Source organism: Treponema maltophilum ATCC 51939, assembly GCF_000413055.1.
In the GTDB taxonomy this organism is placed as follows: domain Bacteria; phylum Spirochaetota; class Spirochaetia; order Treponematales; family Treponemataceae; genus Treponema_C; species Treponema_C maltophilum.
This window is the reverse complement of the sequence record NZ_KE332518.1, coordinates 1,463,831-1,478,933: the sequence shown is the minus strand read 5'-3', so window position 1 is coordinate 1,478,933 and position 15,103 is coordinate 1,463,831. Positions and strand designations below refer to the sequence as shown.

Here is a 15,103-nt window from a genome sequence, read left to right as displayed (position 1 = left end):
TACGCATATTAAGGTTACTATTTATACAGTGGAATCTGCATTTACGATTGTCGTTCCGGACACCGATGTGTTATCGCGCTTGTGCGGCACGAACGACTGCAATTTACGACTCATAGAAGAACATTTGGGCGTTCCCGTTTTTACGAGGGGCAACGAATTGTCGGTTTCCGAAACGGATCCGGACGTGCACCGCCGTTTTAAATATATTATCGACCGCATTGTCGATGAAGTCGCGAACGGAAACGAAGCCGACGACCAAATGGTTTACTCCATTTTGAACGTATCTCCGGCGGACTCGGCGGATTCTTCTCTTTCGGCCCGAGATATGCACGATTTTTTTGTGCGCACGAGCATTTCGGTTCCCGGCACGGTGCATCGCGTATATCCGAAAAGCAAAAATCAGGCCGAACTGGTGAACGCAATGCGCAGCGCCGATATGGTGTTTTGTTTGGGACCTGCCGGTTCGGGCAAAACCTACATCATGGTTGCCGAAGCGCTTAATTTGCTTTTATCGCGCAAAAAATCGAAAATTATTTTAACTCGTCCCGTTGTGGAAGCCGGTGAAAGTTTGGGCTATCTTCCCGGCGATTTGGAACAAAAGATAAGTCCGTACCTGCGGCCCCTGTACGATGCGATGGAATCTTTTATTTCAAAAGACGTGGTGCGAAAATTCATTGAAGCGGGCGTTATCGAAATCGCGCCGCTTGCCTATATGCGGGGCAGAACGCTGTCGGATGCGGTCGTCATTTTGGACGAGGCGCAAAATACGACGTGCCGGCAAATGAAAATGTTTTTAACGCGAATGGGCGAAGGATCGAAGGTTTTTATTACCGGCGATATAACTCAAATAGATTTGCCGAAGCACACACAATCGGGTTTGGTGCATGCGGTCGAAATTCTGAAAAATATCGACGGCATACGCATTATTCAAACCGAAGCCTCCGATGTCGTGCGCAACGCGCTCGTAAAAAAGATTATACAAGCTTATGAAAAATACGAATAATGCCGGAACTTCCGGCGAAAAAATCGGCACACGTGTAAGGCTGTTTTTAAAAACGAACTATTCTTTTTTGATTGTATTCTTTGCGGTATTTTGCTCGCTGATTGCGGTTTCGTTTTTCGACGTCGCGACATCCGAAACGTTTTTTGCATTTTCGCTTTCCGAATACCAAGTCGATCAAATATCCGACCGCACCGTCGTGGCGAAAAAATCCTACGCGCCGACCGAATTGAATCCGGTTGAAGTGCAAAAGGGCGAAGAAGTTATAAAAAAAGGTTTTCCGATCACGCAGGAGCGCTACGATAAGTTAAAAAAAATGGCCGAATCTCCCGGCTATATCGACAGCCGCGCTTTGGGGAACGCCTTTTTGTATTTTATGCTTTTAAGCGCACTTATGTTTTTTTTGTTTTCGCCCGCATTTTTAAAGCGCGCTCTTGAGCTTAAAGAAGCCGTCTTTTTAGGCGTCATGTTCGTAATCGTATACGCCGCGGTCGTCTTTGCACGAAAGGTTCCCTCGTTTTCCGATCCGTTTACGCTCCCGTTTGTGATTCCGGCATCGCTGTTCGTTATGCTGACCGCCATGCTGTTCGAAGAGCGCCTTGCCGTATATTTTTCGTTTTTATTGTTTTTTGCCGTGCTCTACGGTGCGGCGTTCAATACCGTTCCCGCGCTTTTTGTACTGTGCTCGTCATTGTCGGCGGCGCGGATTGTGCGTAAATTGGACAAGCGCATCAATTTGATTTTCGCTTCGGTACTGCTGAGTTTGCTGAACTGGGTGTTTTTATTTACGCTCGAAATTATTTACGACAAAGGCGTTTTTGCGCTGAACGGACTTGCCGTCGCCTTTAACGGATTTTTGTCGGGTATTTTGGCACTCGCCTTATTGACGCCTCTGGAACTTTTGCTGAATACGGCGTCGGTGTTCCGCCTGATGGATTTGTCCGATTTGAACAATCCGCTTATGAAACGTATGCTTTTGGCGGCGCCCGGAACTTACAACCATTCCATGCTCGTTGCAACTCTGGCGGAAAACGCGTGTACGGCGATCGGCGCAAACGGACTTTTGGCGCGCGTCGGCGCGTATTATCACGATGCGGGAAAACTCGAACAACCCGAATATTTTGTCGAAAACCAAAAAGAAGGCAATAAACACAACGACATAAATCCGCGCCTTTCCGTGTCGATAATCCGCAACCACGTAAAAAAAGGGGTCGAACGGGCGCACCAAATGCATTTTCCGCAGCCGGTTATCGACATCATCGCCCAGCACCACGGCAACGGCCTTATCGCATACTTTTACAACGAAGCGAAGAAAAAAGACCCGTCGGTTTCCGAAGAAGAATTTTCGTATTGGGGAACCCCACCGACTTCAAAAGAAGCGGCCGTCGTTATGCTTGCCGACACAGTCGAGGCTGCGTGCCGCACGCTCGAAAATCCGTCGGTTCCCCGCCTTGAGAAATTCATCCGGCAGCTTGTTACGGCAAAATACGAAGACGGCCAACTCGATAAAGCCGACCTTACCTTTGCCGATTTGGATACTATACGCAGTTCGTTTGTAAACATTCTTGCAGGCTATTATCATTCCCGCATTGAATACCCGAACCAAAAAGATCCCGACAGCGGCGAAAAAACGGCACAAAGCGAAAAGACTGCACAAAACGAAAAACAAAGCGACAAGAGCACGCAAAACGAAAAACCGAGCGGTAAGTCTGCACAAAGTGACAAGAAAAATGAAAAGTAAGCTGCTCGTTTCGGTTGAAGGTATAGAAGAACCCGCATGGCTTTCGCGCGCCGAGGATTTTTTAAGCGCCGTTTTGGAAAAGCGCAATCACGGCGATTGGGAATTGTCCGTGCTCTTTTGTTCCGACGACAAAATACGCGCGCTCAACCGCGATTTCCGCGGAAAAGACAGCGCAACCGACGTCCTGTCTTTTGAGCTGGGAACCGTGTACGAAGACGAAGACGGCAACAGTCGGTACGCTGCAGGCGATATAGCGGTCAGTGTCGATTTTCTTTTTAAAAACGCGGCCGATTTTAAGGTTTCTCCCGACGAAGAATTGAAACGCCTGCTGATTCATGGTATCCTGCATTTGGAGGGCATGGATCACGGAGAAAACCATATAGGAGACGCCGTGTACTGCGACATGATTTCTTTGCAGGAAAGGCTGCTGGCGGACTTTGCTTCCTTCAGCATTATTGAGGAAAACTGAAATGGCTTTATTGGAACGATTATTTAAAAAAAAGGACGACGCGTCCGATATTTCGCATCAAACCGATAAGGGCGCAAACGAAGATCAGGAACAGCAGGAACTTCTGAACGAAGAAAAACGCGATATGATACGCGGTATCGAAGAGCTTGCCGAAACCTCGGTAAAAGAAGTTATGATTCCGCGTATCGATGTGGACTTTTTATCGCTTACGACTCCCGAAGACGAATTGATGCAAAAAATAGCCGAAAGCGGACACTCGCGTTTTCCCGTGTACACGGATTCAATCGACAATGTCGTCGGCGTATTGTACGTAAAAGACTTGATAATGGCGTTCGCAAAAAAAGAAGCGGTCGATTTGGAAAAAATTATTCGCAAGCCTTTTTTTGTTCCCGAATCGAAGCGCATCGATTCTTTGCTGCGCGAGTTTAAAAGGCGGCACGTTCATATAGCGATTGCGATCGACGAATACGGCGGTATATCCGGCGTTGTCTGCATGGAAGATATTATCGAGGAAATCGTCGGCGATATTCAGGATGAATTCGACAACGAATGCGAAGATATTTTGCAGCTGGGCGAAAACGTGTGGCTGTGCGATGCGCGTATCAATTTGGACGATTTGAACGAAAGCATCGGTTCGGTTTTTCCGAATGAAGAATTCGATACATTGGGCGGTTTTGTGTTCGACCTTTTCGGTAAAATTCCCGTAAAATACGAAAAAGCGTCGTGGAACAATTACGATTTTATCGTTCAGGATATGGACGGCCATCGGGTTAATCAAATAAAAATCGTAAAACACGCCGAGGAAGCACCGGTATGAAAAAACTGTGTATTTGTATTGCGCTTGTACTTTCAGCGCTTTTTTTAAGCGCGCAGCGCGCTTCTTCCGCGCTCGATTTTTACAATCAGGCAAAAGAGCGGCAAAACAAAAGGGATTGGTATGCCGCCGTCGAATTGTATCAGGAAGCTTTAAAGCTGAATCCTTCGTACGGCGAAGCGTGGTTTTCGCTCGGCGAATGTTCGTACGAATTGGGACAATACGATTTGGCCGTGCAATACTGCGACACGGCTGCAAAATATATTAAAAACCGAACGGATGTTCCGAACTTAAAAGGCTTTGCTCTTATCGGTTTGGAAAGACTTACCGAAGCGCGCGCCGTTTTTTCCAAAACCTTGTCGGCATTCCCGAACGATGTGGAAGCGCGTTTCGGTCTTGCGCAGTTGGATATTTTCGACGGCAAATTTTTAACCGCCGAACAGTACTATCTGGATGCGCTTAAACGTCAGGCGCAAAATAAAAAAGCGCTTATTTCTTTGGCGCTGCTTGCCGACCGCGACGGAAAACATGATAAGGCGCGTACTTACATACGCGAGGCTTTGCGTACGTACAGTGCGAACGCCGAAGTGTATTATTTTGCAGGTTATTTGGCCGCAAAAGAAAACAGACTTTCCGAAGCCGAATCCTACATGCGCACGGCCGTCCTTCTCGACGACGGTTACGATAAAGCCTATAAGCTGCTTGCCGATATTTTATTCGCGCAAAAGCGCTATGCGGAAACCGTCGACATCTGCGATTACCGCATTTCCAAAAACCGTTCGGCCGTGTCGGCGTGGTATTTAAAAGGCCTTGCCGCTTCGGCGCTCGGACAAAACGAAAAAGCCTTGGCCGCATGGCAAACCGGTTCGGACATCGACACCGAAGACGAAATAATGCGCGCCGCATTCGAACTTTTAATCTTCGATGCGACTCAAATAGAAGATTCGCGCCGCCAAAAGTGGGCTTCGTATCACATTGAAAAAGCTCAAGCGCATATGGAAAAATTCATGGCGCCCCAGGCCTTGTACGAGTATCAACGGGCGCTGCGAATCGACCCGCTGAATGTTCCGGCGCGCCTTGCTTTGGCACGCATTTTGCTGAATGACGGGTACCCCGAATCCTACCTTTCGCAGCTGCAGTTTTTAAAAGACAGGGGAAAATCAGATACGGCTACAAACGACACAATCGAGTCCTATACCTCTCTTTTGCAGAATTCACTGCCGCTCCAATGGGGCGTGCAGCCTTTTTATCTGAATAAAACGCGCTGGACAATCGGTTTGTACGGCATGACCGAGCCTTTTTCGCTGCACCACCAAAACGCCGTTCCCGTATGTGCCGGCATGCTTTCGGATATTTTCAATTCAAACTCTTCAGTGTCGCTTGTGAATGCGTCTTTTTCGACGGATTCGTATGCGCAGGCTTTCCGCGACGCCCGTTCAAAAAAGTACGAGTTTTTTGCACTGCTTTCCGTAACGGAAGGTGAGCGGAATATAACGCTGCATTTCGATTTGTATTCGTCTGCAAGCGGCAACAAACTTGCCTCGTTCGACGTGTACCGGACGGGAAACGACCGGCTTGCTTCGGCTATGCAAAAAATACGCGACGACGTGTGCACTGTTTTGCCGCAAAAGGCGAAGATTATCCGCCGCAGAGGTTCGACCGTTTTAATCGATTTCGGAAGTAAAGACGGCGCCGCACCGGAACAAACGTTTGCCGTCTATAAAAAAGACGATGTGCAGCTTGCCGGAAACGGAATCGCTTTAAAATACGACGAAAAAAAATCCGTCGGAGAAGTAAAGCTTAACGGCGTCGGCGAAGATATTTCGCAGGGCGAATTCAAACAAAAAGGTTTTTACGATTTGCTCGCCGTCGGCGACGAACTTATTCCGCTGCAAAAAATCGAAGCCCCGCCGCAGCCGGAAGACCGAAAAGTAAAGAAAAAAGGCGCGGAAAGCGCACCCGTCGCGGTCGAAAAAAGAAAGTCGGTGCTGTACGAGCTTATTCAGTCTATACGGTAAGCGTCGAGTACCCGCGTACTCCAGCGTTTGGACTGTACGGGGTACAATCGGCGCGCGTTTTGAAAGCAGTTGAGCGCTTCGCGGTATTTGCCGCTAAAATAATACGATTGTCCCAAATAAAAGTTTGCGCGCGCGGTCGTTTCGTCGGTTCTGTTTATTTGTAAAAATTGTATCAATTCTTTTTCGGCGGCCTTCCAGTTTTTTGTTTTAACATAGGCGTCTACGATTGCAAATAGGCTGTAATCGTCGCCCGTGGATTCGGCATCGGTTTTTTCTTGAGGCAAAATGTCGGCCGCCCGCTTTTGCGTAAAATCGCGCGGCGCATCAAAGCCTGCGGAAAAATCGTCCGTCGTTTTTTCGGCGAGCGGATCGCTTTCGGTTTGCGAAAAAAGCCTGAGCGTCGGAAGCGGCTGCTCTCTGATTCCGCTGCGCGCTGCCGCATCGGTTTCTTTGTGCGGTGCTTGCGGCACATCTTCGCTCAAAAGGGTTTGCGGATTATCCGTGTCGGCTGCGTCCGCGGGAAGCGCGATCGGAGAAATCGTTGTGTTCGCTGCGGGAATAAGCAAATCGTATACTGCGCCTTTTTCGTCGCGCGCAAGAACGGCATAATAATAATCGGTGCCTTTTTGTATGTTGAAATCGGCGTACGAGCGATCTTCGGGCGAAAGTACCGCTATGTTTTCCGCATCGAGCGAATCGATTCGGGAACTGGTACTGCGGTAGAGGAGCAATTCTTTTATTTCTTTTCGAACTTTTTCGCCGAGTTTCCAGCTTACAAGGATTGCACCGTTTTCAGCGAGCGCCGTTTGTATATCGGTAACGACGGGGCGGGCATCCTGCGCGAAGACAGTCAAAACGCTCAACACGGCAATGCTTAAAAGAACCGTTCTTTTCATACCTATATAATGCTTTAAAAATTACTGTTTGACAAGATGCGAACTTTCAATTATGCTGTATTCATGTTCGTTTCCGTCATTTTGGATCCGGGCGGCGTCGATTCTTCGCGCTCTCTTGCATTGCTTCTTTCTCAATACGGTTTTACGCGCATACAGCGCGCGTGCTGGGAACATACGGCCGTATCCGAAAAACGTCTGCATTCGCTTAAAAAAGACGTGGACAGGGTAACCGATTATTACGACAGGGTGCGCATGTATCAATATCCGGTAAAGGGTTTTATGGCGATTACCGAATTGAGCAAAAAAAAGTGGCGGCGCTGTCTGCTGCGACCTCCTGCCGACGAAATACCTCGGAACGAATCTTTTTCAAAATAATTTGAAAACTTATTGGAGAGTAATATGATTGAAGATTTTAAAATTCCCGTTGCCGAGTTAAAAAAAGACATCCTCGACGTTTGGGGGCGTCTTTGACCCCGAAGCCGTAGAAAAGCGTATCGCGGCAAAGGAAGAGCTCACCGCGCAAAGCGATTTTTGGAACGATCCCGCAAAAGCCGAAAAAATCGTGTCCGAAATAAAAATGCTTAAAAATAAAATTACGCCCTGGCGCGATTTGATGCGCGCCGCGGAAGATTTGGAAACCTTATACGAATTGGCCGAAGAATCGGGCGATGCGAGTTTGGAAAGCGAAATCGGCGATTTATACGATAAAACAAAGGCCGGCTTTGAAAAACAAAGCATATTGAATTTGCTGTCGGACGAAGTCGATAAAAACAACGCCTTTTTAAGCATTCATGCGGGGGCGGGCGGAACCGAAGCATGCGATTGGGCGCAAATGCTGTGCCGCATGTATATCCGCTGGGCCGAACGGCGCGGCTATAAGGTCGAAACTCTCGACCGCCTCGAAGCCGAAGGCGGCTTAAAATCCGTTACGCTGCAAATCAACGGCGATTACGTATACGGCTATTTGAAATCGGAAGCAGGCGTGCACCGTTTGGTACGCATAAGCCCCTTCGATTCGAACGCGCGCCGCCATACGTCTTTTTCGTCGGTATACGTGTTTCCCGTTCTCGACGACAGCATTGAAGTCGAAGTGCGCCCCGAAGATTTGCGCGTGGATACCTACCGTTCAGGCGGCGCCGGGGGCCAGCACGTCAACAAAACCGATTCGGCGGTCCGCTTTACGCACATTCCCACGGGAATTGTCGTTTCGTGCCAAACCGAGCGCAGTCAAACAATGAACCGCGCAACCGCAATGAATATGCTCAAAGCCCGTTTGTACGAGCACTACCGGCAGGAAAAAGAAAAAGAAAACGCAAAGTTCGCTCAGGAAAAAAAAGATATAGCGTGGGGCAGCCAAATCCGTTCGTATGTATTCCAGCCGTACACGATGGTAAAAGATTTGCGCACCCGCCACGAAACGGGCAACATTCAAGCCGTTATGGACGGCGACATAGATCAGTTTATCGAATCGTATTTGGCGGCAAAGTGGAAGGGCTTGCCGCTTGACGACGGAGAAGACGCGCAGTGAATAAGCCGACGGTGCTTACTTTTGCGCCGATGCTCGCATTCGTTTTATTGCATGCGCATTTATTGAATGCGCAAAGTTCGCCGCAAAGCGACGGGCGGGAAGTTTTTGCCGAGTGGACGCTTGCCGCCTGCGCTTTTACCGTAGACGAAGCTTCTTCGAATTTTGAAAACGCCGCTTCGGATCACGCTTACAAGGCGGCTTCTCTTCTTCCCCAATTGATTTTGGAAAAAACGCTCGATGCGGGCATGCGTACGGTTCCCGCCGAAGAGCTGTGCCGGCGCGAAAAGAAAAAACTGAACGAACAAAGGCGCGCCTTATACGCGGATATCGGGCAAAAAACCGCCGAGCGCGATAAACTTGTCGTATCCGAAGCGGACGAAAAAAAACTTTCGCGCGAAATCGTCGCACGGGAAAAAACAATCCGCTTATTAAAGGCCGATGCGGAAAAAATTACCGAAAAAGAAACGTCGCTTTCGCCTTCCGATTTTTCCCCGGTAAAAGAGCACATCGTGCTGTGGAAAAAAACAAGCACCGAAGCGTACCCGCCTTTAAAAACCGCTGCGCCGTTTCGGGAAACGCTTGAAGAACCTAAGGACATCCGCGGTCTTATTACCGGCAGCATACGAAGGCTCGGCGACTATATGCAAGTGCAGGTAATGCTTACGCTGTATCCGGGCTCGGTTGAAGTTTTGCATTTGAGCGAAACCGACCGTATGGATAATCTTGAAGCGTTTTCGCAGCGCTTTGCCGAAAAAATCATCGTTGCGCTGCGCAACGGCAAAGAAGCGCGACTTACCTTCGACATTCAGCCTGCGGACGCCGCGCAAAAAGCGTCCGTACGGCTTGACGGGCGGCTTTTGCATTCTCTTTCGTCGGTTCTTATTGCGGACGGCATTCACGAACTGTATGCCGAAGCCGAGGGCTTTGAAGCGGCTTCTTTTGTCTACGATTTTTCGGGCAAAAGCGATTTTTACGTGCGCGTGCGTTTTCAAAAGCGGAACGAAACGCCGATACGGGTTGTGCCGAAAGCGGGCGGGCCGTATACGCTTTTTTTTAACGGTCTTGCGGCCGTGCCGTACGAAAGCAAAGAGCATACGTTTACCGTAAACGGTTTTCCCGTTTTGGCCGAAGCGGTCGAAGGCGATACGGTCAGGCGCTTTATTCTTGAACGCGGATCTCGCAAAAAAGGCGTTTTGTCGGAAAAACCCGGCGAATATATTGCCGAGTATACGCTTCCGCCGCCGGGCGCCTCGCTTGCCTCTTCCATTGAAAAAAAACGCCGAATAATGTACAATTCGTACGCCGCATTGATTTTATCGCTGCCGGCCGCTTTTATCTTGGTGGGTAAACAGGTCGACGAATATAATTCCCGCGTTTTGGGCAGAAACGGAGGCGACGATCTGCAAAATTGGCAAATTGCCGCCTATGCGGCGTCGGGCGTTTCAATCGGCTTGGGTATTAATTTTTTGGTTCAGTTGGGACTTTATTTGCATTCGGTCAATTCATTGCTGCCGGAGCGCATAAAGGCCGACAAACCCCGTTAGGATTTTTTATGGCGTCGCAGTTTGTTTTAAAAATAAAGAATTTGTTTTCCGCCAAAAGCGGAATGGATGAAGAATTTTTTGACGATTTAACCGACACCCTCGTTGAAGGCGATATGGGCGCAAAGACGGCTTACCGCTTAACCGACGAACTGCAAAAACGCTGCAAAGCGCTGAAGCTTACCGAACCGGAGGCCGTGCGAAAAGAGCTGTGTTCAATGCTGGAAGGAGCTGCAAAGTCGATCGAACTTGTGCCCGATCCGAATACCGTCAATATCTATTTGGTGCTCGGCGTCAACGGCGCGGGCAAAACCACATCGGCTGCCAAAATGGCCGCTTTTTATAAAAATCGGGGTTTCCCGAACATCGTTATGGCTGCGGCGGATACCTTCCGCGCGGCCGCTATAGAGCAGCTGTGTCTTCACGGCGAAAAGCTCGGCGTGCGCGTTGTGGCGCACCGGCACGGAAGCGATCCTTCTGCCGTTGTCTTCGATGCGGCCGACGCCGTTGCCGCAAAAGGCGGCGGCTTGGTCATTGCCGACACTGCCGGGCGCCTTCACAATAAAGAAAACCTCGTGCATGAACTGCAAAAAATCGACCGTGTTGCCGCCGCAAAGGCCGCAAGCGGTGCGTATAAAAAAATTCTCGTGCTCGACGGCACAACCGGCCAAAACGCGCTGCGCCAAGCCGAAGTGTTCCACGAAGCGGTCGGAATAGACGCCGTTTTTTTAAGCAAATGCGATTCGTCCGCAAAAGGCGGAACGGCCTTTTCACTGGGCTTGGAACTGGGCCTTCCGATAGTCTTTATCGGTTCGGGAGAGGCGTATGCCGACATACTGCCCTTTGAGCCGCAGCGGTATGCGCGCAACTTTTTAGGCGATTAAGGTGAAAGTTTTTTCGTGTTTTTTTTTCTGTGTGCTGTGTTTTTTCTTTTGCGCCCTTTTTGCGCAAGAGCGGATGAAAGGCGAATTGTCCGAGACGGCACGGAACAAAAGCGCCCAAGCGGGAAATGCTTCCGTGTTTTTTCAAGACGGCCGTGTGCCGATTAACGAAGGCGCCGCTCTTTTCCCCGACGGATCGCTTCGCCGCTATTTTGACGGTTCGGAGCGCCTGCTTTTAGATAATCGCGCTTCATCTTCGCTTCGCTGTTCGGACGATAAGCTCGTGCAAAAAAAACTCGATTCGTCTTACCGGCTCGTACAAACGACGGTGTGGAAGCCTTCGTCTTCTTCTCCGGTTATGCAAACCGATTATTTTTATAAGGGTGATTCTCCTTTTCCCGAGCGTTCCGTAACGCGCGACGAAGAAAACCTGCAAACCGTGTACGAATTTTACGGCGAAAAAGGACTGTGGCTGAAAAAAGAAACCTATGCGGCCGCTCCCGAAAGGACCGCCGCCGATGGAAAAAATGCCGCTGCTTTAAAAACCGCCGCCGGATCGCCGGTGAGCACGGCAAAAAGTTCCGATGCAAAAAAAGAAAAACTTTTGTACCGCGAAACGGCTTCCTACGACGATCAATTCAGAATGACCGAATACCAAATCGCCTATGAGCCGGAAGCATCGCCGGGAAAAAATAAAGCGCGCAGCGAAAAAACCGAATATCGGTACCGCAAAGGCGGCGACAAAGCCGACGTTTTCTATTCGGTAAACGGCGAGCGCATAAAACAAAAAATATATACGGATGCAAAAGATTGGGAAGAAACGCTCTTTTTCCCCGGCAATGTGCGCATCGTTACCGTCTATAAAAACGAAAATCGCAGCGCCGAAATCGTGTACGAAAACGGCGTAAAAAAACGGGAGCGTGCGCTGTGAAAACGACGAATAAAGCCGCGTGGATTTTGTTTATTTCGCGCCGTTTTGCGCGCGTCGATACGGGCGGACGCAACGCCGCAGCCGCCATTCTTTCTTCTTTGGGAATCGCGTTCGGCGTTATGACCCTGATTGTCGTTATCGCCGTGATGAACGGTTTTCAAACGGGGAAAATCGAAAGTATTTTGGAAATACAATCCTTTCATTTGCGCGCTTACCCTCAAAACGCGGAGCAGCAAATTGTGCTCGAAAGCGAACTGCAAAAAAATCCGCTTGTACGCACTTTTATACCTTTTATGGAAGCGCAGGCTTTAAGCGTCGGCAAAAACGGGCGGCAGGCGGCGGCCTTTATCCGCTTTGTGCCTGAAGATATCCGTAAAACGGACGAAGGTTTCAGAAAGGAAATTACGATGTACGAAGGCCGCTTCGACCTCTCCGATAATCAGGCGGTTTTAGGCATCACGCTCGCGCGCGCTTTACGCGTGCATCCGGGTGATACGGTAAATCTTTTGGCGATGTCCGGCTCTTCCGACGTCGACCTTTTGTCCGCCGATCGCGTGTTTACGGTAGCCGGAATTTTTTCGTGCGAACACGCGGAAATTAACGAAAGCTTTATGTTTTTTTCGCTCGATACGGGGAAAAAACTGCTCGGACAATCCGCGCCGACCGTATACGGTATTAAGCTGTATAAAACCTCGCAGGACGGCCGCGTTTTAAAATATCTCGAAGATAAAACATCGGTGCCGGTCGAATCGTGGCGCACGTACAATAAATCGTTTTTCGGCGCTTTAAAAGTCGAAAAAAACGTGCTTATGCTGCTGGTTTTTATCATCTTTATCGTTGTCGGCGTCAATATTTTTAACGGTATGCGCCGCATGATTTTCGAGCGCCGCGAAGAAATCGCCGTGCTTTCGGCCCTCGGCTCTCCGCCGTTTTTTATTCAAACCGTCTTCCTTATGCAGGGGCTTCTTATCGGCTTGAGCGGCGCGATTCCCGGATTGCTTTTTGGCATGCTTATAAGCGTGCGCATGGACGCCGTTTTTTTGATTATTTCAAAAACGGTGTATTACGTTCAGTATTTTTTTACGCTGCTGTTCAATCCCGCCGCTTTGATGTACGTAAGCGAAAACCCGATGTTTATGTTTTACGCGCAAATCCCTGCGCGCATGTTTTTCGGCGAAACCGCACTCATAACAATCTTCGGCATTTTGTCCGCCTTAAGCGCTTCGTACTTCGCGAGCAAAAACATATTAAAACTTTCAATAGCGGAGGTGCTGCGTTATGAATGATACGGCCGAAAACAACCTCATACGGATCGAAAATCTTACCAAAATATACAGCGGGGCGGGCGAAAAACTGACCGTTTTTTCCGATGTAAACGTGAATTTAAAACGCGGAAGCAAAACCGTTATCTTGGGCGAAAGCGGGAGCGGCAAAAGCACCCTGCTCAATATTATCGGCGCCTTGGACAACGCATCGGGCGGAAAAGTGCAAGTCGGTCCCTACGAAGTTACGTCTTTGGATGAAGAAAACGCGGCGCTTTACCGCGCCGACTTTTTGGGATTGATATTTCAGTTTCATTATCTTTTAAAAGATTTTACGGCTTTGGAAAACGTCTTTTTGCCGCTCTACATGAAAGGCGTTCCGAAAAAAGAAGCGCGGCTTCGCGCCGAACGGCTTTTGTGCGACGTCGGCTTGGAAAAACGCATGCACCATCTGCCCTCGGAGCTTTCGGGCGGCGAACGTCAGCGGGCCGCCGTCGCACGCTCTCTTATCGCAGATCCCGAGCTTATTTTGGCCGACGAGCCGACCGGAAATTTGGATCCGGAAAACGCGCATTTGGTGGGCAAACTGCTTTTTTCGGTGGTCGAAAAATACGGCAAAACGCTCATCATGGCAACCCACGATCTGTCTTTAACTTCCGGCGCGGATCAATGTCTGCGCATAAAACAGGGCAGGCTCGTATATGACCTTTAAATCTTCGCTTTTATATGCGCTCCGTATTATAAAACCGAACATACACAGCGTTTCGAACGGACGCAAAAGCCTTTTCGGGGCGGTGTTCGGTATTGCGCTCAGCTTAGTGCCGCTCATCGTCGTTATGGTCGTAGCCGACGGCATGATAGAAGGCATTACCGATCGCATGATAGGACTTTCCAGCTATCATCTGCGGGTTTTGTGTCCGGCCGATTTTTCACCGGATGGCGAAAGCCGAATCGGGTACCTTGAAGAATTGGCGCACAAAATTGAAAAAGATGCCGGCGGCAAAGCCTTTATTGAAAAACAGGGAATTGCGTTGGCTGCGGGAAAACAAAACCGCACCGGAGCCGCAATACGCGCCGTTGACGGCGATATTTTTAAAAACAACGGCGCCTTTAAAACCTATATCGAAGTGCTTGCAGGCGACGCCGCCTTCCCCGATTCCAAAAGCGCCGTTATCGGAAAGGGCATCGCCGAAAAGCTCGGCGTACAAGTCGGCGACAACATCCGTCTTATTGCGGCGGACGCTTCTCTTTCGCGCGTGCGGCCGAAAATACTTTCGTGCAAGGTTGCGGGCATCGTATCTTCCGGCTACGAAGAAATAGATGCGCTGTGGGTATTTTTACCGCTTGAAACGGGTTTTAATTTTTTACCCGAAAGTTCATCGGAAACCGGAATCGGAATAGAAACGGACTTTCCGTTTTCGGATAAATTGAACGTTTTGTACCGCGCGGTCGATTCTCTGCTGCCCGCAGGATTTGAGGTGCGCCGCTGGAGCGACGTAAACACCGCGCAATATGAAAACTACGCGTCGACCAAAATGCTTTTAATGCTTATTATGTTTTTAATCCTGCTCATCGCGTCGGTTAATATTTCTTCGGCCCTTATTATGGTCGCAATGGAACGCAAAAAAGAAATCGCCATACTAAAGAGTATCGGCGCGGATTCCGCCGGGATAGGCGCGGCTTTTTTGGTAACCGGCATGCTTTGCGGCGCGGCGGGCCTTTGTCTCGGGCTTCCTCTGGGCCTTGTCTGCGCCGTAAACTGCAACGAAATTATCCGATTTATGGAACATGCGGTTAACCTTATTTTAAATTTGTGGTATCTTATAAGCGAGGGTTCGGCGCATGCGTCGGTCAGTTTTTTGAATCCCGAATACTACTTGCAAACGATACCGGTGCATATTCCGTTTTGGAAGATTTTTTTTATTGCGGGGCAAACGCTTTGTTTGTCTGCACTGGTTTCCGTTTTTCCGGCCGTCCGTGCGGGTAAGGAAAAACCCCTGCATATTCTCAGAAAAATCTGAG

The 15,103-nt window shown here is 49.3% G+C and carries 14 protein-coding genes; 13 read left to right on the top strand and 1 reads right to left on the bottom strand.

What is annotated here, in order from left to right; genetic code table 11:
• Positions 1-28 precede the first annotated feature (28 nt).
• From HMPREF9194_RS06730 to HMPREF9194_RS06710, 5 genes are read left to right on the top strand one after another with little or no spacing between them, the layout of a single operon-like run.
• Complete coding sequence (locus HMPREF9194_RS06730; protein WP_016525626.1) at positions 29-1,003, top strand: PhoH family protein; 975 nt, start codon at positions 29-31, stop codon at positions 1,001-1,003.
• Complete coding sequence (locus HMPREF9194_RS06725; protein ID WP_016525625.1) at positions 987-2,741, top strand: HD family phosphohydrolase; 1,755 nt, start codon at positions 987-989, stop codon at positions 2,739-2,741. The genes HMPREF9194_RS06730 and HMPREF9194_RS06725 overlap by 17 nt, the downstream gene beginning before the upstream one ends.
• Complete coding sequence (gene ybeY / locus HMPREF9194_RS06720) at positions 2,731-3,210, top strand: rRNA maturation RNase YbeY (protein WP_016525624.1); 480 nt, start codon at positions 2,731-2,733, stop codon at positions 3,208-3,210. The genes HMPREF9194_RS06725 and ybeY overlap by 11 nt, the downstream gene beginning before the upstream one ends.
• A gap of 1 nt (position 3,211) precedes the next feature.
• The gene (locus tag HMPREF9194_RS06715) at positions 3,212-4,027 is read left to right on the top strand and encodes a hemolysin family protein (RefSeq protein ID WP_016525623.1); all 816 of its coding nucleotides are present in this window, start codon (positions 3,212-3,214) and stop codon (positions 4,025-4,027) included.
• Positions 4,024-6,042 (top strand): tetratricopeptide repeat protein, encoded by a 2,019-nt coding sequence (locus HMPREF9194_RS06710; protein WP_016525622.1) that lies wholly within the window; start codon positions 4,024-4,026, stop codon positions 6,040-6,042. The genes HMPREF9194_RS06715 and HMPREF9194_RS06710 overlap by 4 nt, the downstream gene beginning before the upstream one ends.
• Here the strand turns inward: HMPREF9194_RS06710 and HMPREF9194_RS06705 are convergent.
• The gene (locus HMPREF9194_RS06705; protein ID WP_016525621.1) at positions 6,027-6,938 is read right to left on the bottom strand and encodes a tetratricopeptide repeat protein; all 912 of its coding nucleotides are present in this window, start codon (positions 6,936-6,938) and stop codon (positions 6,027-6,029) included. The genes HMPREF9194_RS06710 and HMPREF9194_RS06705 overlap by 16 nt on opposite strands.
• 63 nt (positions 6,939-7,001) lie before the next feature.
• Between HMPREF9194_RS06705 and cas2 the strand changes: the two genes are divergently transcribed.
• From cas2 to HMPREF9194_RS06665, 8 genes are all read left to right on the top strand, one after another.
• Complete coding sequence (gene cas2, locus HMPREF9194_RS06700; protein WP_016525620.1) at positions 7,002-7,313, top strand: CRISPR-associated endonuclease Cas2; 312 nt, start codon at positions 7,002-7,004, stop codon at positions 7,311-7,313.
• Between the two features lie 24 nt (positions 7,314-7,337).
• A protein-coding gene (prfB, locus tag HMPREF9194_RS06695; RefSeq protein WP_156828006.1) for a peptide chain release factor 2 occupies positions 7,338-8,466 on the top strand; the annotation gives its coding sequence in 2 pieces (ribosomal slippage) (positions 7,338-7,406 and positions 7,408-8,466; 1,128 coding nt in all).
• Positions 8,463-10,010, top strand: coding sequence for a hypothetical protein (locus HMPREF9194_RS06690; protein ID WP_016525618.1), 1,548 nt, complete (start codon positions 8,463-8,465; stop codon positions 10,008-10,010). Before prfB ends, HMPREF9194_RS06690 begins: the two co-directional genes overlap by 4 nt.
• 8 nt (positions 10,011-10,018) lie before the next feature.
• On the top strand, positions 10,019-10,891 hold the full coding sequence (gene ftsY / locus HMPREF9194_RS06685) for a signal recognition particle-docking protein FtsY (RefSeq protein WP_016525617.1): 873 nt from the start codon (positions 10,019-10,021) through the stop codon (positions 10,889-10,891).
• A 1-nt stretch (position 10,892) separates the two neighbouring features.
• Complete coding sequence (locus tag HMPREF9194_RS06680; RefSeq protein ID WP_040846237.1) at positions 10,893-11,819, top strand: hypothetical protein; 927 nt, start codon at positions 10,893-10,895, stop codon at positions 11,817-11,819.
• The gene (locus HMPREF9194_RS06675; protein ID WP_016525615.1) at positions 11,816-13,105 is read left to right on the top strand and encodes an ABC transporter permease; all 1,290 of its coding nucleotides are present in this window, start codon (positions 11,816-11,818) and stop codon (positions 13,103-13,105) included. Before HMPREF9194_RS06680 ends, HMPREF9194_RS06675 begins: the two co-directional genes overlap by 4 nt.
• Positions 13,098-13,793: an ABC transporter ATP-binding protein gene (locus HMPREF9194_RS06670; RefSeq protein WP_016525614.1), complete on the top strand. Its 696-nt coding sequence runs from the start codon at positions 13,098-13,100 to the stop codon at positions 13,791-13,793. The genes HMPREF9194_RS06675 and HMPREF9194_RS06670 overlap by 8 nt, the downstream gene beginning before the upstream one ends.
• Positions 13,783-15,102 (top strand): ABC transporter permease, encoded by a 1,320-nt coding sequence (locus tag HMPREF9194_RS06665; protein WP_016525613.1) that lies wholly within the window; start codon positions 13,783-13,785, stop codon positions 15,100-15,102. Before HMPREF9194_RS06670 ends, HMPREF9194_RS06665 begins: the two co-directional genes overlap by 11 nt.
• Position 15,103: the final 1 nt, after the last annotated feature.